This is a genomic window from Streptomyces krungchingensis, from assembly GCF_054729265.1.
In genome coordinates this window covers 4,941,882-4,961,458 of record NZ_JBPUKY010000001.1, presented here as the reverse complement: position 1 = coordinate 4,961,458, position 19,577 = coordinate 4,941,882, and the positions used below count along the sequence as shown (strand labels likewise).

General features: G+C 72.8%; 16 protein-coding genes. 11 read left to right on the top strand and 5 right to left on the bottom strand.

From position 1 onward, the window contains the following. Positions 1 to 1,149, bottom strand: coding sequence for a lipid-transfer protein (locus ACSYGO_RS21775; RefSeq protein ID WP_426677579.1), 1,149 nt, complete (start codon positions 1,147 to 1,149; stop codon positions 1 to 3). Positions 1,150 to 1,248: 99 nt separating this feature from the next. On the opposite strand from ACSYGO_RS21775, the gene ACSYGO_RS21770 reads away from it, so the two are divergent. Continuing rightward, on the top strand, positions 1,249 to 2,847 hold the full coding sequence (locus ACSYGO_RS21770; protein WP_435229395.1) for a FadD3 family acyl-CoA ligase: 1,599 nt from the start codon (positions 1,249 to 1,251) through the stop codon (positions 2,845 to 2,847). A gap of 103 nt (positions 2,848 to 2,950) precedes the next feature. Here the strand turns inward: ACSYGO_RS21770 and ACSYGO_RS21765 are convergent, their stop codons facing one another. Both ACSYGO_RS21765 and ACSYGO_RS21760 read right to left on the bottom strand, forming a co-directional pair. Continuing rightward, a complete protein-coding gene (locus tag ACSYGO_RS21765; protein ID WP_095935009.1) occupies positions 2,951 to 3,184 on the bottom strand; it encodes a sigma-like protein in 234 nt (77 codons plus the stop codon). Positions 3,185 to 3,389: 205 nt separating this feature from the next. Next, entirely contained in the window at positions 3,390 to 6,338 is a 2,949-nt protein-coding gene (locus ACSYGO_RS21760; RefSeq protein WP_460387298.1) for an AfsR/SARP family transcriptional regulator, read from the bottom strand. 226 nt (positions 6,339 to 6,564) lie between these two features. Here ACSYGO_RS21760 and ACSYGO_RS21755 point away from each other — a divergent pair, with 226 nt between their 5' ends. From ACSYGO_RS21755 to ACSYGO_RS21730, 6 genes are all read left to right on the top strand, one after another. Further along, positions 6,565 to 7,824: an amidohydrolase family protein gene (locus ACSYGO_RS21755; protein WP_426677582.1), complete on the top strand. Its 1,260-nt coding sequence runs from the start codon at positions 6,565 to 6,567 to the stop codon at positions 7,822 to 7,824. Positions 7,825 to 7,917: 93 nt separating this feature from the next. Beyond that, entirely contained in the window at positions 7,918 to 8,859 is a 942-nt protein-coding gene (locus tag ACSYGO_RS21750) for an LLM class F420-dependent oxidoreductase (RefSeq protein WP_432172641.1), read from the top strand. Positions 8,860 to 8,946: 87 nt separating this feature from the next. Next, complete coding sequence (locus tag ACSYGO_RS21745; RefSeq protein ID WP_435229390.1) at positions 8,947 to 9,723, top strand: SDR family NAD(P)-dependent oxidoreductase; 777 nt, start codon at positions 8,947 to 8,949, stop codon at positions 9,721 to 9,723. Between the two features lie 98 nt (positions 9,724 to 9,821). Then, the gene (locus tag ACSYGO_RS21740; protein WP_078629232.1) at positions 9,822 to 10,940 is read left to right on the top strand and encodes an LLM class flavin-dependent oxidoreductase; all 1,119 of its coding nucleotides are present in this window, start codon (positions 9,822 to 9,824) and stop codon (positions 10,938 to 10,940) included. 115 nt (positions 10,941 to 11,055) lie between these two features. Further along, positions 11,056 to 12,786 (top strand): N-acyl-D-amino-acid deacylase family protein, encoded by a 1,731-nt coding sequence (locus ACSYGO_RS21735; RefSeq protein ID WP_426677585.1) that lies wholly within the window; start codon positions 11,056 to 11,058, stop codon positions 12,784 to 12,786. 56 nt (positions 12,787 to 12,842) lie between these two features. After that, the gene (locus ACSYGO_RS21730; protein ID WP_426677586.1) at positions 12,843 to 14,294 is read left to right on the top strand and encodes an aldehyde dehydrogenase family protein; all 1,452 of its coding nucleotides are present in this window, start codon (positions 12,843 to 12,845) and stop codon (positions 14,292 to 14,294) included. 95 nt (positions 14,295 to 14,389) lie between these two features. Here the strand turns inward: ACSYGO_RS21730 and ACSYGO_RS21725 are convergent, their stop codons facing one another. Further along, the gene (locus tag ACSYGO_RS21725; protein WP_432186173.1) at positions 14,390 to 14,785 is read right to left on the bottom strand and encodes a nitroreductase/quinone reductase family protein; all 396 of its coding nucleotides are present in this window, start codon (positions 14,783 to 14,785) and stop codon (positions 14,390 to 14,392) included. 245 nt (positions 14,786 to 15,030) lie between these two features. Between ACSYGO_RS21725 and ACSYGO_RS21720 the strand changes: the two genes are divergently transcribed. From ACSYGO_RS21720 to ACSYGO_RS21705, 4 genes are all read left to right on the top strand, one after another. Beyond that, on the top strand, positions 15,031 to 15,789 hold the full coding sequence (locus tag ACSYGO_RS21720; protein WP_432172610.1) for an SDR family oxidoreductase: 759 nt from the start codon (positions 15,031 to 15,033) through the stop codon (positions 15,787 to 15,789). A gap of 44 nt (positions 15,790 to 15,833) precedes the next feature. Further along, positions 15,834 to 16,736: an SDR family NAD(P)-dependent oxidoreductase gene (locus tag ACSYGO_RS21715; RefSeq protein WP_432172611.1), complete on the top strand. Its 903-nt coding sequence runs from the start codon at positions 15,834 to 15,836 to the stop codon at positions 16,734 to 16,736. Positions 16,737 to 16,780: 44 nt separating this feature from the next. Beyond that, on the top strand, positions 16,781 to 17,539 hold the full coding sequence (locus tag ACSYGO_RS21710; RefSeq protein ID WP_460387293.1) for a TetR/AcrR family transcriptional regulator: 759 nt from the start codon (positions 16,781 to 16,783) through the stop codon (positions 17,537 to 17,539). Positions 17,540 to 17,610: 71 nt separating this feature from the next. Next, positions 17,611 to 17,961 carry a hypothetical protein gene (locus tag ACSYGO_RS21705; RefSeq protein ID WP_432172612.1) on the top strand — a complete coding sequence of 117 codons (351 nt, stop codon included), beginning with the start codon at positions 17,611 to 17,613 and terminating at the stop codon, positions 17,959 to 17,961. Between the two features lie 9 nt (positions 17,962 to 17,970). Here the strand turns inward: ACSYGO_RS21705 and ACSYGO_RS21700 are convergent, their stop codons facing one another. Further along, entirely contained in the window at positions 17,971 to 19,524 is a 1,554-nt protein-coding gene (locus tag ACSYGO_RS21700) for a CehA/McbA family metallohydrolase (RefSeq protein WP_432172642.1), read from the bottom strand. Between the last annotated feature and the right edge of the window lie 53 nt (positions 19,525 to 19,577).

Here is a 19,577-nt window from a genome sequence, read left to right as displayed (position 1 = left end):
TCAGCTCCTCAGCAGAAGGGCGGAGGTCGGGACGCCTTCCCCCGCGGTGACCAGGCAGGTCGTGGCCCCGGGTATCTGTGCGGTGCTCGTGCCGCGCAGCTGCTTCACCCCTTCGTTGATGAGGTTGAAGCCGTGCACGTACGCCTCGCTGAGTCCGCCGCCGCCGGTGTTGACCGGCAGCCGTCCGCCGATCTCCAGCGCGCCGCCCTCCGTGAACGCGGCGCCCTCGCCCCGCGCGCAGAATCCGTAGCCCTCCAGGGAGAGCGGTATGAGCGGGGTGAAGGCGTCGTAGATCTGCGCCACGTCGACGTCCTCGGGGGTGAAGTCGGCGTGTTTCCACAGGTGTCGGGCGGCCGTCCAGGCGGGCCCGGTGAGCGGGTCGTCGTTCCAGTAGTTGACCATCCCGTGGTGCTGGGCGGGCAGGCCCTGGGCGGCGGAGTGGACGTAGACGGGCCGGGTGCGGCAGTCGCGGGCGCGTTCGGCGGACACCAGGACGCAGGCCAGCGCGCCGTCGGTCTCCAGACAGTTGTCGAAGAGGCAGAGCGGTTCGCTGATCCACCGGGAGGTCATGTACATCTCGCGGGTGAGCGGGCGTTCGTACATGATCGCGGCGGGGTTCTGGTTGGCGCGGTTGCGGCAGGCGAGGGCGACGTTGAACAAGTGGTCGCGGGTGGCGCCGTACTCGTGCATGTACCGGCGGGCGAGCATGCCGATCTCGTCGGCGGGGCGCAGGAGTCCGAAGGGTCGGGTCCACTGCGCGGGGGTGGGGAGCTGGACGGTGGTGTTCTTCCACGGCCGGGGGCCGGAGCCGCGTTTGCGCGACCGCCAGGCGACGCCGACGGTGGCCTGCCCGGCGGCGATGGCGGCGGCCAGGTGCGCGACCGTGGCACAGGAACCGCCGCCCCCGTAACCGACCTTGCTGAAGAACGTGAGATCGCCGAGGCCGACCGCCTTGGCGACCTCCACCTCGTCCGTCTCCTCCATGGTGTAGGAGGCGAGCCCGTCGACCTCCGACGCCGCGATGCCGGCGTCGTCGAGGGCGGCGAGGATCGCCCGGCAGGCCAGGGCCTTCTCGGACTCCGGGAGGTGTTTGGCGAAGGGGGTCTGCCCGATCCCGACGACGGCTGTGGCGTCCTTGATCCCCGGCATGGGTGCACCTCCGCGCAAGGTCCCGGCTGCTGACAGGGCGTCAGGCTACAGCTAATCTGACGGACAGTCAGCTAGTGGTGTGCGGGCGGGAGGTACGCGATGCGCGGTGACCTGGAGTGGACGAGCGTCCCGGGGCTGGTGCGGTCGGCCACGGAGCGCTTCGCGGACCGCGAGGCGGTCGTCGACGGCCGCACCCGCGTCTCGTACGAGGAGCTGGGCGCCCGCGTCGAACGCGCGACGGCGGCCTGCATGGCGAACGGGGTGGAGCCCGGGGACCGGGTCGCCGTCTGGGCGCCCAACACCCTCGACTGGATCGTCTGCGCCCTCGGCGCCGTCGGCGCCGGTGCCGTCCTCGTCCCCCTCAACACCCGCTTCAAGGGCGCGGAAGCGGCGTACGTGCTGTCCCGGAGCCGCGCGAAACTGCTGTTCGTCACGGGCACCTTCCTGGGCACCTCGTACGTGGCGTCGCTGCGCCGGGCCGCCGGGGAGGGCGCCGGATCCGGTCCGCTGCCGGGGCTGCCGCACCTGGAGCAGGTGGTGGTCCTCGCGGACGACGCCCCCGCCGACTTCCGCACCTGGAAGGACTTCCTGGCCGAGGGCGAAGGCGTGGGCCGTGACGACGTGCGGCGGCGCGAGGACGCCCTCTCCGGCGCGTCACCCTCCGACATCGTCTTCACCTCGGGCACGACCGGCCGGCCCAAGGGCGCGCTGATCACCCACGCGCAGACACTGCGCGGCTACGCGATCTGGAGCGACCTCGCGGGTCTGCGCGAGGGCGACCGCTATCTGATCGTCAACCCGTTCTTCCACACCTTCGGCTACAAGGCCGGGATCATCGCCTGTCTGATGCGCGGCGCGACCATGGTCCCGCAGCCCGTGTTCGACGTGGAGACCGTGCTGGCGAACATCGCCGCGGAGCGCATCTCCGTCCTCCCGGGCCCGCCCACCCTCCACCAGTCCCTGCTGGACCACCCGTCCCGGGACACCCACGACCTCTCGGCCCTGCGCCTGGTGGTGACGGGCGCGGCCGTCGTCCCGCTGCGCCTGGTGGAACGGCTGAAGTCGGAGCTGCGGATCGACACCGTGCTGACGGCCTACGGTCTCTCCGAGGCCAGCGGCATCGTCACCATGTGCCGCCGGGGCGACGCCGCGCCGGTGATCGCCGCCACGTCGGGCCGGGCCATCCCGGGCAGCGAGGTACGGGTCGTGGACACCGCGGGAGACCCCGTCGGCCCCGGCACGCCGGGAGAGGTCCTGGTCCGCGGATTCAACGTCATGCAGGGCTACTTCGAGGACCCGGAGGCCACCGCCGCGGTCCTGGACCCGGACGGCTGGCTCCGCACGGGGGACGTCGGCGTCCTCGACGAGGCGGGCAACCTCCGCATCACCGACCGGATCAAGGACATGTTCATCGTCGGCGGCTTCAACGCGTACCCCGCGGAGATAGAGCAGCTTCTCGGCCTGCACCCGGACGTGGCGGACGTCGCCGTGATCGGCGTCCCCGACGGCCGCCTCGGCGAGGTGGGCAAGGCCTACGTGGTCCGCCGCGCGGACTCCACCCTGACCTCCGACGACCTCATCGCCTGGTCCCGCCGCGAGATGGCCAACTACAAGGTCCCGCGCGCGGTGGAGTTCGTGGCCCACCTGCCGCGCAACGCGAGCGGGAAGGTGGTCAAGGGGGAGCTGCGGGCCCGCTGACGGACGGGCGGGCCGGCCGGCGTCTCCCGGACCCCGGACATGCCTCGGCCGCGACGGCTCCCCCTCCGCGCCGCCGCGGCCGATCCCCGTCGTAAGGCAGTCTTCAGTCCCGGCGCAGCGCCGGAGGCACGGGAGCGTGGCTGTCCATCGTGGTCACGCCGTCCTTGGCCGGCGGGGCCGGCGCATGGCTGTCCATCGTGGTCACGGCGTCCTCGCCGGGCACGGGCGCGTGGCTGTCGTCCGTGGTGGCGACGGGGTCCTTGGCCGGCGGAGCGGGCGCGTGGCTGTCCATCGTGGTGGCGTCCGTGAGGTCGTCGGTCTTCTTCTCGTCGCTCATCGCTGGGCCCTCCCGTTGAGTTGAAGGTGTGCTGTGGGGAACGCCCGTTCGGCAACTCCCCCGTGGGTCGCCGAACGGGCGTTCCAGGGCCGCTCACCCTACAAGTGGGGCCCACGCCGATCCGTCTGCCCCCCGACGCGACGGGTCGATGCACTGAGACTGGCAGCCGCCCATAAACGTTCGATGAACGCCGCCCCGGGGCGGCTCAGGCGGCGGCGACGGGGCTGAGCAGAGCGCGCAGTTCGTCGGCCTCGGGGGCGCCCGCCTCCTCGTGGATGGTGAGCGCCTCGTTCCAGCAGGCGCGTGCCCGGTCCACCTGCCCGAGACCCTGCAACGACCGCCCGAGGAGGGTGAGGACGTTGGCGCGCATCCAGTCACCGCCGATGCAGCCGGTGCTGAGGGCCTGTTCGGCGTGCTGGGCCGCCTTGGCGAGACCGCGGCCCGCCAGGTGCACCTGTGCGATGCGGAAGTGCGTGGTGCCCTCCCACAGGCGCTGCCGGTTCTCGACGAAGATGGCGAGCGCCTGGGTGAGTTGCTGCAGTGCCTCGACGTGGCGCCCGGCGTGGCCGAACGCGATCCCGAGCGCGTAGCGGGCGTTGGCGAGCCGGACGGTCAGGCCCAGTTCGTCGTAGATCGCGATGCCCTGCTGGGCCAGCTCGATGCCCGCCGCGGTGCGGTTCATCGAGACCAGCACACGGGAGAGGTTGCACAGGGCGCTCGCCTCGCCGGGACGGTTGCCGTCGGCGCGGAAGCTGTCGATCGCCTTGAGCAGGTGCGCCTCGCCGGCGGCGTGCTCGTTGCGGCAGATGGCGATGATGCCGAGCTCGTTGGGCGCGTTGCCGCTGGTCCAGGGGTCCATGGCCGCCTCGCCGAGGACGACGGCCCGGTCGGCCTCGGCGGCCGCCTCGTCGAAGCGTCCCGCGGTGCTGAGCACCTGGGTGAGCGTGACCCGGGCGCGCCCCGCCGCGTGGGCGTCGTCGAGGGCCTCCGCGGCGTCCCGGGCGGCCCTGGTCGCCGCCTCGTACGCCAGGGAGCTGGCCCCCGATTCCGCGAGGTCCTTGGAGGCGAGCAGGAGATCGACCCCCCGGCGCAGCGTGTCCGGGCCGAGCGACTGCTGGACGAACGCCAGGATGCAGGCCGCCTCCGCGTGCAGCCAGTCCAGCGCCTTGCCGTCGTCGGCGAACTCCTGCCCCTGCTGCCGGGTCACTTCGAGATGGTCCACGGTCCGGTCGCCGGGGCGTTCGATGGCGTAGACCGCCGTGGCCGAGGCCAGGTAGAAGTCGAGCAGCCGCGACATCGCGGCGGCGCGTTCGCTCGGCGGCTGTTCGTCGCGCTCGGCGCAGGCACGCGCGTAGAGCCGTACGAGGTCGTGGTAGCGGTAGCGGCCGGGCGCCGCGGACTCCAGGAGCGAGGTGTCGACGAGGGACTCCAGGAGGTCCTCGGTGTCCTCGACGTCCAGGTCGAGCACGGCGGCCGCCGCGGGCAGCGAGATGTCCGGTCCGTCGGCCAGGCCCAGCAGCCGGAAGGCACGGGCCTGGGCGGGCTCCAGCTGGCCGTAGCCGAGTTCGAAGGTCGCCTTGACGGCGAGGTCGCCCGCCTGGAGCTCGTCCAGCCGGCGCCGCTCGTCGGCGAGCTTGGCGGCCAGCACGGACACGGTCCAGGTGCGGCGGGCGGCCAGCCGGGAGGCGGCGATGCGGATGGCCAGGGGGAGGAAGCCGCACGCGGCGACCACGTCCAGGGCTGCCTCCCGCTCGGACGCCACCCGCTCCTCGCCGACGATCTTCGTGAAGAGCTGGAGGGCTTCCTCGGGGGACATCACGTCGAGGTCCACGAGGTGCGCGCCCGCCAGGTCGACCATCCGCACCCGGGAGGTCACCAGCGCCGCGCAGCCCTCGGTGCCGGGCAGCAGCGGACGCACCTGTGCGGCGTCCCGCGCGTTGTCGAGCAGGACGAGCACGCGGCGCCCGTCCAGCACGGAGCGGTAGAGGGCGGCCCGCTCCTCCAGGGAGTCGGGGATCGCCGAGTCGGCGGTGCCCAGGGCGCGCAGGAAGGCCCCGAGCACGGTCTCGGGCTCGGCGGAGCGTGCGCCCGCGCCCTGGAGGTCCACATACAGCTGACCGTCGGGGAAGGCCCCGCGCGACTGGTGCGCGACGTGCACGGCGAGGGTGGTCTTGCCCACGCCGCCGATCCCGGCGAGCGCGGAGACCGCCATCACGCTGCCCTCCGCGGAGGTGGCGGAGGCCAGGACCTCGCTGAGCTCCTGGACGAAGGAGGCGCGCCCGGTGAAGTCGGTGACGGTGGCCGGCAGCTGGGCGGGGCGCACGGGAGCCGCGGCGGGCTCGGCGGCCGGGGCGGACGGTTCGGCGAGGCCGGGGTCGGCCTGGAGGATGCGCTGCTGGAGCTCCTTCAGGCCCGCCCGCGGGTCCACACCCAGCTCGTCGGCGAGCAGGCGCCGGGTGTCCGCGTACACCGCGAGGGCCTCGGCCTGGCGGCCGCTGCGGTAGAGGGCGAGCATCAGCAGCTCGCGCAGCCGTTCGCGCAGCGGGTGCGCGGCCGTCAGGGCGGTCAGCTCCGAGACGGCCTCCGCGTGGCAGCCCTGCTCCAGGTCCATGTCGAGGCAGGTCTCGAGGAGTTGCAGCCGCCATTCGTCGAGCCGTGCCCGCTGGGTCTCGGCGTACGGGCCGGGCACGCTCGCGAGCGCCTCGCCGTCCCACTGGCCGAGGGCGTCCCGGAGCAGCTCGCGGGCGCGGCACAGGTCTCCGCCGCCGCGGGCCTTCTCCGCGTCGGCGGCGAGTTCCTGGGCGCGGGCGAGATCCAGCGCCCCGTCACCGAGGGAGCGGATGGCGTATCCGCCGGACTCGCTGACCAGGACCTCGGTTCCGAGGGCCTTCCTGAGCCGTGACGCGTAGGTGCGGACGGCGGCCAGCGCCTGGGAGGGGGGTTCGTCGCCCCAGAGGGCGTCGATGAGTTCGGATGCCGTGGCCGTGCGGCCCTCGCGCAGCAGCAGGGCCGCCAGCAGGGCGCGTTGTTGTGGTGACCCGGCGGGCAGGGCGTCGTCCCCGCGCCAGGCGCGCACCGGTCCGAGCACGCTGAAGCGCAACGCCGCCGATTCCTCGGGACGTCGCTGCTCCGGTACCCGCGGCACACCGACCATCGCTGTCCCCCTGCCGAACCGTCAGTACAACGAGGCCAGTTTGCCTTGTTCATGGCGGATGCGTCAGCCGTGGGAGACGGCTGTCACAGGGCGCCGGACGGTACACCACAAGGTCCTCACACAGTCTCCCCACATGTCCGCACACAATCGCCCAGCCCACGGGTGGCGGCACGGGCGGTCGGACGGAGAGCTGACGGGTCGTCAGATCAGCGCTACCGTGGGCCGTATGGAGACCACGCAGAGCAAGGCGGGCCCTTCGGTGACCTCCGAAACGCCCTTCCCGAAGATCATCTCGGTGGACGACCACACGGTGGAGCCCCCCGACGTCTGGCGCGACAGGCTCCCGGCCAGGTACCGGGACACCGGGCCCCGCATCGTCCGGGCGCCGCTGAAGGAGATGACGTTCCTCGGCGGGAAGTTCGCCCCGGTGATGGGCGCCCCGGGCGACGACGGCCCGGTCGGCGACTGGTGGGTGTACGAGGACCTGCACCGCCCGCTCACCCGGCTCGACACGGCCGTCGGGTACTCCCGCGACGAGATCAGGCTCGAAGTCATCACGTACGAGCAGATGCGACCAGGCTCGTACGACGTGCCCCGGCGCCTGGCCGACATGGACGTCAACCATGTCCAGTCCGCTCTCTGCTTCCCCACGTTCCCCCGCTTCTGCGGCCAGACGTTCACCGAGGCCAAGGATCGCGAGCTGGGCCTGCTCGCGGTGAAGGCCTACAACGACTGGATGGTGGAGGAATGGTGCGGACCGCGGGCCGCCGGCCGCCTCATACCACTGACCCTCATTCCGCTGTGGGACGCCGAACTTGCGGCGGAAGAAGTACGGCGCAATGCCGCCCGTGGCGTACGCGCGGTGGCCTTCTCCGAGATTCCTCCCCATCTGGGGCTGCCCTCCGTCCACACCGACGCCTGGGACCCCTTCCTCGCCGCGTGCGACGAGACCGGCACGGTCGTCGCCATGCACATCGGCTCCTCCAGCCGCATGCCCTCGACCTCCGCCGACGCCCCGCCCGCCGTCGGCTCCACCATCACCTTCGCCAACTGCTGCTTCTCGATGGTGGACTGGCTGATGAGCGGCAAGTTCGAGCGCTTCCCGAACCTGAAGGTCATGTACGCGGAGGGGCAGATCGGCTGGATCCCCTACATCCTCGAACGGGCCGACGTGGTGTGGGAGGAGAACCGGGGCTGGGGCGGTGTCGCCGACAAGGTGCACCGGCCGCCGTCCGAGCTGTTCGCCGACCATGTGTACGGCTGTTTCTTCGACGACGCCTTCGGCCTGCGGAACCTGGACGCGATCGGCGTCGGCAACGTCCTGTACGAGACGGACTACCCGCACTCGGACTCCACCTGGCCGAAGTCCCGGGAGGTCGGCGAGTCACAGATGGCCCATCTCGCCCCCGATGTCGTCGAGCGGATCGTGCGGCGCAACGCCATCGACCTGCTGGGGCTCACGGAGGACGGTCTCTGGGCGTCCTGAATACCGGCCCGCCTCTTGTCTGACGGTCCGTCAGCTACGACGATGGGCGGCAGCCCGAGCGACATGACGGATCGTCAGATGGGAGGGCGTGCCATGCAGGTGCTGCCCGAAGGACGGCTGGCGTACGGGATGCAGCTCCCGGTCCAGTCGCAGAGCACGCTCTACGCGGAGGCATGGGAGGCCTCGGCGGGCCCGGCCGACCTCGTCGAGATCGCCCGCAGCGCCGACCGCGCCGGCTTCGACTACATCGCGAGCTGCGACCACGTCGCCATCCCGCGCCGCCTCGCCGGGGCGATGAGCACCATCTGGTACGACCCCGTCGCCACCCTTGCGCACCTGGCGGCCGTGACGGAGCGGGTCCGGCTGCTCAGCCATGTCGCGATCGTCGGGCTGCGGCATCCGCTCGTCACGGCCAAGCAGTACGCGACCCTCGACCACCTGTCCGGCGGCCGGCTCGTGCTCGGGGTGGGCGCCGGGCACGTGCGCGAGGAGTTCGACGCGGTCGGGGCCGACTTCGAGCGGCGCGGGGCGGTGCTCGACGAGACCGTGGACGCGCTGCGCGCCGCCCTCGGCCCCGAGGAGTTCCCCGTCCACCACGGCAAGCTGTACGACTTCGAGGGGCTCGGGCAGCGGCCGAGGCCGGCCCAGGACCGGGTGCCCGTGTGGGTCGGCGGCTCCTCGCCCGCCGCCGTGCGCCGTGCCGCGCTCCGCGGGGACGGCTGGCTGCCGCAGGGCGACCCGCGCGACCGGCTGCCCGCGCAGATCGCCCGGCTCGGCGAGCTGCGCGCGCAGGCGGGCATCGAGGACCCCCTGACCGTCGGCGCGATCACCGAACCGCTGTACGTCGGCGAGCCGGGCTGGGACGTCGGGCGGCGCACCCTGCACGGGTCGCCCGGGGCGCTCGCCGAGTCGCTGCGGGCGTACCGCGCGATGGGCGTGCACCAGATACAGGTGCGCTTCCGCAGCCGCAGCCGCGGCGAGCTCACCGACCAGATGGCCGCGTTCGGCGCTGAGGTCGGGCCGCTCCTCGACTGAGGCGGGGCACGGTTCCGGACCCAGGAGGTGCGGCCGGGTCCGCCCTCGCCCGCACCCACCCCAACAGGCAGAGCAGGGAGACACGGCATGGGCAAGCTGGACGGACGCGTCGTCATCGTCACCGGCGCGGCGCGCGGACAGGGCGAGCAGGAGGCGCGGCTCTTCGTGGCGGAGGGCGCGCGGGTCGTCCTCGCCGACGTGCTGGACGACCAGGGCGAGGCCCTCGCCAAGGAGATCGGGGCCCGCTACGTCCATCTCGATGTGAGCAGTGAGGACGACTGGCGCGCGGCCACGGCGGCCGCGAAGGACGCGTACGGACACGTCGACGGGCTCGTCAACAACGCCGGCATCCTGCGCTTCAACGAACTGGTCGACACGCCCCTCGAAGAGTTCCAGCAGATCGTGCAGGTCAACCAGGTCGGGGTGTTCCTCGGCATCAAGACCGTCGCACCGGAGATCGCCGCCGCGGGCGGCGGCACGATCGTGAACACGGCCTCGTACACGGGACTCACCGGCATGGCGTGGGTGGGCGCGTACGCGGCCACCAAGCACGCCATCGTCGGGCTGACCCGGGTGGCCGCCCTGGAGCTCGCGGCCAAGGGGATACGGGTCAACGCGGTGTGTCCCGGCGCCGTCGACACCGCCATGAGCAACCCCGCCCAGCTCGACCCGGACGCGGACCCCGAGGAGACCTCCGCCGCCCTCGACCAGCTGTACCGCAAGCTCGTGCCGCTGGGGCGTGTGGGGAGGCCGGAGGAGGTGGCCCGGCTGGCCCTGTTCCTGACCGGCGACGACTCCTCCTACATCACCGGGCAGCCGTTCGTGATCGACGGGGGATGGCTGGCCGGGGTCAGCGTCATCTGACGTGCTGTCAGCTATTGACGGCTCAAGGGTGCGGTGCAACAGTCGGCGCATTGGATCTGACGGTCTGTCAGATAAAGACGTGGGGACGGTGAACCTCCTTGGAATTCGGGCTCTTTGTACAGGGATACGTGGGCAAGCGGGCCGAGACCGATCCGCTCGCCGAGCACAAGGCGCTGATGGAGGAGACCGAGTACGTCATCCAGGCGGACAAGTCCGGCTTCAAGTACGCCTGGGCGTCCGAGCACCACTTCCTGGAGGAGTACTCGCACCTCTCGGCGAACGACGTCTACCTCGGCTACCTGGCGCACGCGACCGAACGCATCCACCTCGGCTCGGGCATCTTCAACCCGCTCGCCCAGGTCAACCACCCGGTGAAGGTCGCCGAGAAGGTCGCCATGCTCGACCACCTCTCGCGCAACCGCTTCGAGTTCGGCTCGGGGCGCGGCGCCGGCTCGCACGAGATCCTCGGCTTCATACCGGGCGTCACCGACATGAACTTCACCAAGGAGATCTGGGAGGAGACGATCGCCGAGTTCCCGAAGATGTGGCTCCAGGACGAGTACGTCGGCTTCCAGGGCAAGTTCTGGTCGCTGCCGCCGCGCAAGATCCTGCCGAAGCCGTACGGGAAGTCGCACCCGGCCATGTGGTACGCCGCCGGCTCACCGCCCTCGTACGCCATGGCCGCCCGCAAGGGCCTCGGAGTGCTCGGCTTCAGCATCCAGAAGGTCTCCGACATGGAGTGGGTGCTGGAGCAGTACAAGACCGCGATCGTGAACGCCGACCCGATCGGCGACTTCGTCAACGACAACGTGATGGTGACGACGACCGCCATCTGCGCGCCCACCCACGACGAGGCCATCGACATCGCCGTCCGCGGCGGGCTGCACTACCTGCCGTCCCTCGTCTTCCGCTACCACGACACCTTCCCGCGCCCCGAGGGCTTCCCCGTGTGGCCCGAGACGCTCCCCGAGTACACCCCCGAGTTCGTCGAGCTCCTCATCGAGGAGGAACTGCTGATCTGCGGCGACCCGGACGAGGTGCTCACCCAGTGCAAGCGCTGGGAGCAGGCGGGCGCCGACCAGCTCAGCTTCGGACTGCCGGTCGGGGTGCCCAAGGAGGAGACCCTGCAGACCATCCGGCTGATCGGCGAGCACGTGATCCCGAAGATCGACACGGATCCCGTGCACCGGACCACGCGGTTCCGGCAGAGCGCCTGAACGCCGCGGGGCCGCGGACCGCCGGGCGACCGCGGACCCCCGGCGGCCGGCCGCGCAGTTCCCCGCGCCCCTGTGGGGGCGCCCACCGCCGCGGAGTTCAAGGAGGGACGCCGCCATGCTCGATCACGTCATCAGGGGCGCGACCGTCGTCGACGGGACCGGCGCGCCCGCGTTCGTCGCCGACGTCGGCATACGGGACGGCCGTGTCGCCGCCGTCGGCACGGTCACCGAGGAGTCCCGCACGGCCGAGGACGCGGCCGGCCTCGTCCTCGCGCCCGGCTTCGTCGACCCGCACACGCACTACGACGCCCAGCTCTTCTGGGACCCGTACGCGACGCCGTCCCTCAACCACGGGGTCACCACGGTCGCGGGCGGCAACTGCGGCTTCACCCTGGCGCCGCTGAACCCCGCCCGCCCCGCCGACGCCGACTACACCCGCCGCATGATGTCCAAGGTCGAGGGCATGTCCCTGGTCGCCCTGGAGGAGGGCGCGCCCTGGAACTGGCACACCTTCGGCGAGTACCTGGACGCCCTGGAAGGCCGCATCGCCGTCAACGCCGGCTTCATGGTCGGGCACTGCGCGCTGCGCCGCCATGTGATGGGACCCGACGCGGTGGGCGGCCGGCCCACCCCGGGCCAGCTGGAGGACATGCTGCGCCTGCTCCACGAGGCGATGGACGCGGGCGCCTGGGGCCTGTCCACCACGCAGTCCTCCACCCACTCCGACGGCGACGGCGAACCGGTCGCCTCGCGGCACGCCGAGCCCGCGGAACTGCTGGCGCTCAGCAAGGCGGTCGGCGAGCACGAGGGCACACAGATCGAGGCGATCGTGGCGGGCTGCCTCGACCAGTTCAGCGACGCCGAGATCGACCTGTTCGTGGAGATGAGCGCGGCCGCGGGCCGCCCCCTGAACTGGAACGTCCTGACGATCGACGCGGCCGTGCCCGAACGCGTCCCGCGGCAGCTGGAGGCGAGCGAACGGGCCCGCAAGGCCGGTGGCCGTGTCGTCGCGCTCACCATGCCGATCCTCACCCCGATGAACATGTCGCTCGGCACCTTCTGCGCGCTGAACCTGATCCCCGGCTGGGGTCCGGTCCTCGCCCTGCCCGTCCCGGAACGCATCGCGAAGCTCCGCGACCCGGACGTCCGCGCCGAGATGCTGCGGCGGGCCGACAGCAAGGAGGCGGGCGTGTTCCGGCGGCTCGCCGACTTCGGGCGCTATGTCATCGGGGACACGTACAGCGCGGCGAACGAGGGACTGACCGGCCGGGTGGTCCGGGACATCGCGGCCGAGCGCGGCCAGGAGCCCTTCGCGTGCCTGGTCGAGATCTGCGCCCACGACGACCTGCGGACCGTGCTGTGGCCGATGCCCACCGACAACGACCCCGGCTCGTGGGCGCTGCGCGCGGAGACCTGGCAGCACCAGGACGTGCTGCTCGGCGGCTCCGACGCGGGCGCCCACCTGGACCGCATGTGCGGAGCCCCGTACACCACGCGCTTCCTCGGCGACTGTCTGCGCGGGCGGAAGCTGGCGACGCTGGAGCAGGCCGTACGGATGCTGACGGACGATCCGGCGCAGCTGTTCGGGCTGCGCGAGCGCGGACGCATCGAGGTGGGGTTCCATGCCGACCTGGTCCTCTTCGACCCGGAACGGATCGACGCCGGCAAGGCCACCCTGGTGCACGACCTGCCGGGTGACAGCCCGCGCCTCGACTCCAAGGCGATCGGCGTGAACGCCGTGTGGGTCAACGGCGTCGAGGCGATCAGGCAGGACACGGTGACCGGCGCCGTGCCCGGCAGGGTGCTCCGCTCCGGGCGGGACACGCGGACGGTGAACACCAGGTGACGGGCGTCCGGGCCGCCGCGCGGCGGCGGCCCGGACCGGTTCTTCGAGGGGGTCAGGTGACCGGCGAGCAGCGGTTGTTCATCGGCGGGGCGTGGGTGGAGCCCGAGCACGGGCACTACGAGGTGATCGACCCGGCGACCGAGGAGGCCGTCGGGCTCGCGCCCGAGGCCTCGCGGGACCAGGTGCACGCGGCCGCGGCGGCGGCACGTGAGGCCTTCGGCGTGTGGTCGCGCACACCCGCGGAGGAACGGGCCGCGGTGCTCGGCCGGGCGGCCGGGATCATCCAGCGCAACTTCCTCCCGTACGCCGAGCTCGCCCAGGCCGAGAGCGGTGCCACGACGGGCACGGCGCGCGGCATGCAGGTGGGGGTCGCGGTGGCCCGCTTCCGGCGCTACGCGAAGGTCGAGCCCGTCGAGCAGGCGCTGCCGCCGCAGATCAACGAGGCCGGCCCGTTCGGCGGGGCCGCCGTGATGGGCGCGCTGGCCGTGCGCCACCCGGTGGGGGTGGTCACGTGCATCACCTCGTACAACAATCCTTGGGCCAACCCGGCCGGCAAGGTGGCCCCCGCCCTGGCCATGGGCAACACCGTGGTGGTCAAGCCCGCGCCGCAGGACCCGCTGTCGGTGTACCGGATGGCGGAGGCCCTGGAGGCGGCCGGCGCCCCGCCGGGCGTGGTGAACGTGGTGTCGGGATCGCTGCCGGAGGCCGGGGAGGCCGCGGTCGACTGCCCGGACGTCGACATGGTCAGCTTCACCGGTTCGACCGCGGTCGGGCAGCGGATCGCCGAGGTGTGCGGCCGGGGGATGAAGCGGCAGCTGATGGAGCTGGGCGGGAAGGGCGCGGCGGTCGTCTTCGACGACGCCGACCTGGACTCGGCGGTGTCGGGGATCGGCACCACGTTCTCGTTCTACAGCGGGCAGATCTGCACGGCGCCGACCCGGGTGATCGTGCAGCGGGGCGTGTACGACCGGCTGGTCGAGCGACTGGCCGCGTACGCACGGCATTTGACGGTGGGAGACCCGAGGGAGCAGGGCACGGTGGTCGGCCCGGTCATCTCCGCGGCCCATCGCGACCGTGTCGAGGCGTACGTCGAACTGGGGCGCAAGGAGGGCGCGCGCGTCGTCACGGGCGGTGAACGGCCCGCCGCCGAACGGGGTTTCTACGTCGCGCCCACCCTGCTCGCCGACTGCACGCCCGACATGCGGGTGGTGCGTGAGGAGATCTTCGGCCCGGTCGTCGCGGTCCTCCCCTTCGACGACGAGGAGGAGGCGGTCGCCCTCGCCAACGACAGCGACTACGGCCTGATCGACTACGTCTGGTCCGGCGACGTCGCCCGCGCCTTCCGCGTCGCCCGCCGGCTGCGGGCCGGCGGGGTGGGCGTGAACACGGTCGGCCGCAACATGGAGGCCCCGTTCGGCGGCTTCAAGAAGAGCGGCGTCGGACGGGACGTGGGGTCCTACGCGCTGCACGCCTACAGCGAGGTGCAGGCCATCGTCTGGCCGGGGTGAGGCGCGGCCGAAGACCGCCTGAGGGTCCGGCCGACTGCGGACGTCTGCCGGCCGGGCCGGCCCGGACGCTCAGTCGGTGAGGTCGGCCCGGACGGTCAGTCGGTCAGGTCGACCCGGACGGTCAGCAGCCGGGTGCCGAGGGCGCGGACGGCGGCGCTGTTCATGCGCGGCAGCAGTCCGAGGCGGGCCCGCGGGTCGTCGTCGGGGAGCGGATGGGCGGTGCCGTGGTGCCAGCGGCCCCGGAGGCGGACCCGGACCCGCGGGTCGGCCTCGATGTTCCGTACGTACTGGGACTTGTCGCCGAACTCGGAGACGAGCCAGAACGAGTCGCCGACGCGGCGCCCGCCGACCGGGGTCCGGCGCGGCAGCCCCGAGACGCGTCCGGTGGTCTCCAGCAGGGTCTGCCACGGCAACCGCTTCAGCAGCGGGTTGCCGATCCGCCGCTGGAACGTCGTGACGGCCCGGTGCTTGGTGTCGAGGTAGCGCGACATGAGGGCTTCTCCCGCTCGGTCCGGTCGACCCTATCGGGGGCGGGGTGGGAGCGGCCTGGCGGGCCGTTCCCCACCCCGCCCCGCGCCACCGCGAGCCGCCGTGCGCCGCCGAGCAAATGTGCCGCCGTATCGGCGCTCCGTAGCGATGCTACGAATCAGGGGTAGCGCTGCTACTCCATCGGTGTTAGCGTTGCTTCTGTCGGGAGCGGAACACCGCTACCACCGTCACGCCAAGGAGCAATGCCATGAGCGAGCAGCAGGAGCCGGCCGCAGCCTTCCCCCGCGTCGCGATCGTCACCGGCGGATCACGCGGCATCGGCCGGGAGACCGCCGAGCGGCTCGCCGCCCAGGGGTACGCCGTCGTCGTGAACTACGCGAGCAACGGCACGGAGGCGGACAAGGCCGTCCTCGCGATCACCGAAGCGGGCGGGCGGGCGATCGCCGTCCGCGCCGACGTGGCCGACGAGTCCGCGGTGGCCGGCCTGTTCGACGCGGCCGAGCTGGCCTTCGGCGGCGTCGACGTCGTCGTGCACGCCGCCGGGTCGATGACCCTGGCCCCGCTCGTGGACCTCGACCTCGACGTCCTCGACCGGATGCACCGCACCAACGTCCGCGGCACGTTCGTCGTCGACCAGCAGGCCGCACGCCGGCTGCGCGAGGGCGGCGCGCTCGTCAACATCTCCAGCTCCGTGCTCGGCCTCGCCCTGCCCGGCTACACCGCGTACGCCGCCTCCAAGGGCGCGGTCGAGGCGATGACGCTGATCCTGGCCCGAGAGCTGCGCGGCCGGGACGTCACCGTCAATGCCGTGGCCCCCGGGCCGACCGCCACCGAGCTGTTCCTGGACGGCAAGGACGAGGAGACCATCGCCTGGATGGCCGCCCAGCCGCCGCTGGAGCGCCTCGGCACCCCCGAGGACATCGCCTCCCTCGTCGCCTTCATCGCCTCGCCCGCCGGGCACTGGGTCAACGGCCAGGTGGTCCGCGCCAACGGCGGCATCATCTGACGCCGCCCCGCCGCCCGCCCGTCCCTCACCCCAGGAGTTCCGACATGAGCAAGAAGACGATCCTCATCACCGGCGCCGGCAGCGGCTTCGGCGCCCTGTCCGCCCGCGCGCTCGCCCGCGCCGGGCACACGGTCTACGCCGCGATGCGCGACACGCGGGGACGCAACGCGGACCGCGTCGCCCGGGCGGCGGCCCATGCCGCGGAGCACGGCGTGGACCTGCGCACGGTCGAACTCGACGTCCTCTCCCAGGAGTCGGCCGACGCGGCCGTGGCCTGCGTCCTCGCCGAGGCGGGCGGCCTCGACGTGATCGTCCACAACGCGGGCCACATGGTGACCGGTCCCGCGGAGGCCTTCACCCCCGAAGAACTGGCCGCGGTCTACGACACGAACGTCCTCGGCACCCAGCGCGTCAACCGGGCCGCGCTGCCGCACCTGCGCGCCCGGGAACACGGCCTGCTGCTGTGGATCGGCTCCACGTCCAGCAGGGGCGGCACCCCGCCGTACCTCGCGCCGTACTTCGCCGCCAAGGCCGCGATGGACGCGCTCGCCGTGTCCTACGCCGCCGAGCTGGCCCGCTTCGGCATCGAGACGACCATCGTGGTACCGGGCGCCTTCACCTCGGGCACCGACCACTTCGCGACGGGCGGTCACCCCGCCGAGCGGACCGTGCTGCCGGCGTACGAGAAGCGCTACGGCGCGCTGACGGAGCAGGTCGCGCGGCGGCTCGCCGACCTCGCCCCGGCCGACGCCGACGCCTCCCTGGTCGCCGACGCCGTCGTCGAGGTCGTCGACACCCCGCACGGCGAGCGGCCGTTCCGCGTCCATGTCGACCCCGCGGACGACGGGTCGGAGGAGGTCAGCCTGGTCGCGGACCGCATCCGCGAAGAGTTCCTGACCCGGATCGGCCTGGGCGACCTGCTCGCCCCGCGGGGGACGGCGGCGTGAGCACCCGCACCGCCGCCACCGCGGCCTCGGATAGCGTCCCTGGCGTGAGTACCAAAGCACGCATCCTCGAAGTGGCGGCCGCGCTGGTCGCCGAGTCACCGGACGGGGACGTCTCGACCCGGGCGGTCTGCGAGGCCGCCGGAGTCGGCGCCCCGGCGCTCTACCGTCACTTCGGGGACAAGGAAGGCATGCTGTCCGCGGTCGTCGACCACGGCTGGGAGCAGTACCTGGCGACCAAACGTGATCGCCGCCCCGGCACGGACCCGCTCCAGGACCTGCGCGACGGCTGGGACACCCACACCGAGTTCGCCCTGCGCAACCCGAACCTCTACCGGCTCATGAACTCCCCGGTCATGCGCACGCCCCCGGCCGCGGCCGTGGAGTCCCACGAGATCCTCACGTCGGACCTGCGGCGCGCCGCCGAGCAGGGCAGGCTGCGTCTCGCCCCCGAGCTCGCCGCCCAGATGATCATGTCCGCCAACGTCGGGGTCGCGCTGATGCTGGTGTCCCGCCCGGCGAGCTTCACCGACGCGTCCCTGTCCCGACGGGTCCGGGACGCCGTGCACGCCGTGGTCTTCACCCCGGACGCGGCCGAGCCCCGTACGCCGGCCGCGGACGGGGCGGAGGGGCCGCAGGTCCCCGCGACCGCCGCCCGCCTCGGCGCGCTCCTGTGCCAGTCCCCGAGCCCGGCCCTCACCCCCGCCGAGACGGGCCTGCTCGGAGAGTGGCTCGACCGGCTCTCCAACACGCCCCCGGACGACACCGGCCCGGCTGGCGGGCCGTCGGGCGGACGGCGGTCCTGAGCCCGAGCACCGGGGCGGACTGAGTACGCGCACGGATGTCCGGCGCGGGCCGGGCTCCATAGCGTCGGGGCATGGATCACACGAAAGGCTCCGGCGCACCCGCGGAACCCGTCACCGAGGCACGGCGCACCCCCGCCGCATGGGCCGGACTGACCGCGCTCGCGCTGCTGGTGCTGTTGACCGGCGCCCTCGTCGGCGTGTTCGGGCCGCTGCTCGCCATCGCGTGCGAGGCATGCCAGGACGGCGTCCGGACCCCGCGCCACGGCGACGCGCTGGTCGCCGTCGCGCAGGGAGCCGTACCGCTCGTCACCCTCGGCACGGTCCTCGGGATCTTCCTGCCCCGGGGCGGTGCGAAGGCGGGCGGGGCCGGGCTGGGCGTGCTGGTGCTCCTCCTGGTCGTGATGCAGGCCCTCAGCGCCTGAGGGGCCGGCTCAGCCGTCCGCGGCCCCGGACGCCCCCAGGAAGATGGGGTTGGTGAACGCGGCGAGGGCCCCCGGCAGCGGACCGGCCGCCACCTCGTGCCGCACCTCGGCCCGTACGTACGCCGCGTAGGAGGCCGTGGTGCGCCACTCGACCGTGCCCGAGCCGGACACCGGCAGCGGGGCGCTGGTGAACAGGACGCCCTGGTCGGTGACGAAGCGGACCGTGCAGCGGGGGACGCCGGTGGCCTCCAGACGCACGGTGACCGGGGTCTCCCGGTCCACGTGCAGCCGTTCGCCGATGCCCGCGTGCTCGCCCCGGCCGCCGGACGCCGTGAAGGACAGCGAGACCGTCTTCGACTCGGCCACGTACGAGCGGCCCGCGCGGAGGCCGTCCTGGACGGCCTCGCGCGTCAGGTCGTCGGCGAGGACGACGGTCTGCGGCGTGCCGACCGGGTCGGGGTCGCGGTGCGCGTCGCTGTTGCCCATCGCGGGGATCCAGTCGCGCCCGGAGCGCACGGAGGCGACCAGCATGCCGTCCCAGTCGGCCAGGGCGACCTCGTCGTCGGGCGTGTACGGGCCGTTCCACACCTCGACCGCGTCCGCCTCCCCGAAGCCGAACTTCCAGGCGCAGCCGACGCAGGTGGCGTGCGGGTGGGCGGGCACGACGAGGCCCCCGGCACCCCGGATCTGCCGTGCGTACCGGCCGAAGCGGTTGTCCCGGGCGCGGTAGCGCCAGTCGACGAAGGTGCCGGGGTCGGTGCCGAGGGCCACCACGTGGCCGTTGCGGGTGGTGACCTCCTCACCGAGCATGATCAGCAGGTCGTCGCCCGCCTGGTCCGCCCAATGGGGGTGCGAGGAGTGGGTGTTGTGGTCCGAGGTGTTGATGAAGTCGAGACCGGCGGCGCGGGCCAGCGCGGCGATCTCGGCCGGTGTGCGGCGGCCGTCCGAGTACCAGGAGTGCAGATGGCAGTCGCCGCGGTACCAGTCCCGGCCGCGGCCCTTCGCGCGCTCCGGCGGGTAGACCGGCTCGGGGGTCGGGGCCTGCTCGCCGTAGGTGAGGGTGATGGTGACCTCGTACGCCAGTCCCTGCGGGGCCACCGTGTAGGGGCCGAGCGCGATGTGCCAGGTGCCGGCGCGGACCGGGCCGGGGAGGTACCCGGGGGTGGCGTCGTCGCCGCGCAGGAAGAACTCGGTGCGCGCCCCGCCCGACCAGCCGCGGAAACCCCGGCCGCCCGGCGCGGTGCCGCGCTCGTCGAAGATGCCGATGTCCAGGGCGTTGCCCGCGGTGCCGGCCGGCACGGACGGCCTCTCGTAGGTGTACGCGACCCTGATCTCCCGAACGCCGCGCGGCACTTCGACCGGCAGGTACACGAAGTCGGGCGAACCGGTGGGCAGGGTGCCGCGCACCGTGCGGGTCTCCGAACCGCCCGCCGGGGTGCCGGAGCCGTCGGCCGCGTCGGCGCCGCTCGCGAAGGTCACGCTTCCCAACGTAAGCGCCGCGGCGGCGCCCGTCACGAACAGGGCGCGTCTGCCCATCCCGTTTCCGTGGTCGTCCTCGCACATGCTGCTGCTCCCAGGGGTGTCGAGCATGACAGTGGCATGACATTGACTGCCAT

Coding starts and splice junctions, on each gene's coding strand:
- ACSYGO_RS21775 (WP_426677579.1), bottom strand. CDS start 1,149: ATGCCGGGGATCAAGGACGCCACAGCCGTCGTCGGGATCGGGCAGACC.
- ACSYGO_RS21770 (WP_435229395.1), top strand. CDS start 1,249: ATGCGCGGTGACCTGGAGTGGACGAGCGTCCCGGGGCTGGTGCGGTCG.
- ACSYGO_RS21765 (WP_095935009.1), bottom strand. CDS start 3,184: ATGAGCGACGAGAAGAAGACCGACGACCTCACGGACGCCACCACGATG.
- ACSYGO_RS21760 (WP_460387298.1), bottom strand. CDS start 6,338: ATGGTCGGTGTGCCGCGGGTACCGGAGCAGCGACGTCCCGAGGAATCG.
- ACSYGO_RS21755 (WP_426677582.1), top strand. CDS start 6,565: ATGGAGACCACGCAGAGCAAGGCGGGCCCTTCGGTGACCTCCGAAACG.
- ACSYGO_RS21750 (WP_432172641.1), top strand. CDS start 7,918: ATGCAGGTGCTGCCCGAAGGACGGCTGGCGTACGGGATGCAGCTCCCG.
- ACSYGO_RS21745 (WP_435229390.1), top strand. CDS start 8,947: ATGGGCAAGCTGGACGGACGCGTCGTCATCGTCACCGGCGCGGCGCGC.
- ACSYGO_RS21735 (WP_426677585.1), top strand. CDS start 11,056: ATGCTCGATCACGTCATCAGGGGCGCGACCGTCGTCGACGGGACCGGC.
- ACSYGO_RS21725 (WP_432186173.1), bottom strand. CDS start 14,785: ATGTCGCGCTACCTCGACACCAAGCACCGGGCCGTCACGACGTTCCAG.
- ACSYGO_RS21720 (WP_432172610.1), top strand. CDS start 15,031: ATGAGCGAGCAGCAGGAGCCGGCCGCAGCCTTCCCCCGCGTCGCGATC.
- ACSYGO_RS21715 (WP_432172611.1), top strand. CDS start 15,834: ATGAGCAAGAAGACGATCCTCATCACCGGCGCCGGCAGCGGCTTCGGC.
- ACSYGO_RS21705 (WP_432172612.1), top strand. CDS start 17,611: ATGGATCACACGAAAGGCTCCGGCGCACCCGCGGAACCCGTCACCGAG.
- ACSYGO_RS21700 (WP_432172642.1), bottom strand. CDS start 19,524: ATGTGCGAGGACGACCACGGAAACGGGATGGGCAGACGCGCCCTGTTC.